This window comes from Aliiroseovarius conchicola (assembly GCF_041403445.1).
GTDB lineage: Bacteria > Pseudomonadota > Alphaproteobacteria > Rhodobacterales > Rhodobacteraceae > Aliiroseovarius > Aliiroseovarius conchicola.
The window spans coordinates 1-1,307 of the sequence record NZ_JBGEHL010000043.1 but is presented as its reverse complement, the minus strand read 5'-3'; the positions used below and the strand labels follow the sequence as shown (position 1 = coordinate 1,307).

Genomic DNA, 1,307 nt, shown 5'->3' with positions numbered 1-1,307 from the left:
GTTTCGAAGGCTGAAAGGATACCGGCGCATCTTCTCAAGGTTCGAAAAGCTGGACGTCATGTACCGCGCTTTCCTGAATTTCGCCCTAATCGTCGATATGATTAAGTGTTAACAGGCCCTAATTGCATGACCGTCAACACGAGCTTGATTGATGTCACTGAAATACCGCCATTAGTTGAGGAATATCTAAGACTTCGCAGAGAGGGCGGGCTAAGTGCGTTTTCCACTGAGGCAGCGGAAATCGGTCTTAAAGGCACACTATTTGCGGTGACACTTCGTTGCGAATATGAGGCCATCGGAATGGGACGGATCGTCGGAGACGGTGGCTGTTTTGTGCAGATTGTTGATATTGCCGTCGATCCTCGTTTTCGAGGTAAGGGTCTTGGAAAGCTGGTGATGACATCACTTATGAATTGGGCAAAAAAGAGTTGCCGGAAACGGCCTTTCTAAGCCTTCTTGCGGATGTTCCTGCGAACAAACTTTATGAAAAATTTGGCTTCACAGAAACTGCGCCTGCGTTACTTGGGATGTCGTGCCGGATTGCTAAGTCCTGAAAGAGATTTCAGCCGTCGGCACGACCGAAACAACACATGGCCCAGCATCAAATCCATCTAAAGTGTTGTTGTGATGAGCGATTATCTCGGATTGCGTTAAGGCTCCGGAATCCCCAGTACAGTGACCATCAGAAGCAAGCACAACATCAAATCCAGAGGACACTGCGCGTCTAACGGTTGTATCGACGCAAAACTGCGTCATGCACCCACCGACGACGAGACGAGACGCCCCAACTCGCGTGAGATGTTCCAAAAGATCCGTTTCATGGAACGAGTCGCAGCTCACCTTATGGACAACAATATCTTTTTGGGTCGGAGCAAGTCGAGGCACGATTTCCCAACCATCGGTGTTTACAGCTAGTCGATGGCTTGCAGGACCATCGTTTTGAACAAGGATTGTCTGAACGCCTTGCGACGCCGCATTTTCCTTTAGAATGGAAAGCCTCCCAACAACTGCGTCGAAATACGACGTGACGGCTTCGACGCGGTTATCGCTTGCCGTACCGTCGAGGATGGCATTTTGAACATCAATAAGAAGAAGAACATCTGTCATACTGCGTTGTCACGTGCTCAAGCTTCAGCGTCAACAACTACCTGCAACACTTGGTTTGAAAAAGAAAGGAGCAGACATTAGAGCGCCGTCCTTGAAATCTGAATCGGTGGGATTCCGACGATGCGGATTTTGTGATTCACCATATTTGGAGGTGGATCATGGGCAAATCGCTATCACTGGATATTCGGGAGCGTGTCGTC

Annotated in this window: 2 protein-coding genes and 1 pseudogene; 2 read left to right on the top strand and 1 reads right to left on the bottom strand. The window is 49.0% G+C overall.

Annotated elements, in window-relative coordinates:
• A pseudogene (locus V6N04_RS18970) lies at positions 1–112 on the top strand (IS5-like element ISCARN85 family transposase); the annotation flags it as partial.
• Between the two features lie 14 nt (positions 113–126).
• Positions 127–450, top strand: coding sequence for a GNAT family N-acetyltransferase (locus tag V6N04_RS18965; RefSeq protein ID WP_371171737.1), 324 nt, complete (start codon positions 127–129; stop codon positions 448–450).
• 93 nt (positions 451–543) lie between these two features.
• Here the strand turns inward: V6N04_RS18965 and V6N04_RS18960 are convergent, their stop codons facing one another.
• The gene (locus V6N04_RS18960) at positions 544–1,107 is read right to left on the bottom strand and encodes an isochorismatase family protein (RefSeq protein WP_371171736.1); all 564 of its coding nucleotides are present in this window, start codon (positions 1,105–1,107) and stop codon (positions 544–546) included.
• Between the last annotated feature and the right edge of the window lie 200 nt (positions 1,108–1,307).

Coding starts and splice junctions, on each gene's coding strand:
- V6N04_RS18965 (WP_371171737.1), top strand. CDS start 127: ATGACCGTCAACACGAGCTTGATTGATGTCACTGAAATACCGCCATTA.
- V6N04_RS18960 (WP_371171736.1), bottom strand. CDS start 1,107: ATGACAGATGTTCTTCTTCTTATTGATGTTCAAAATGCCATCCTCGAC.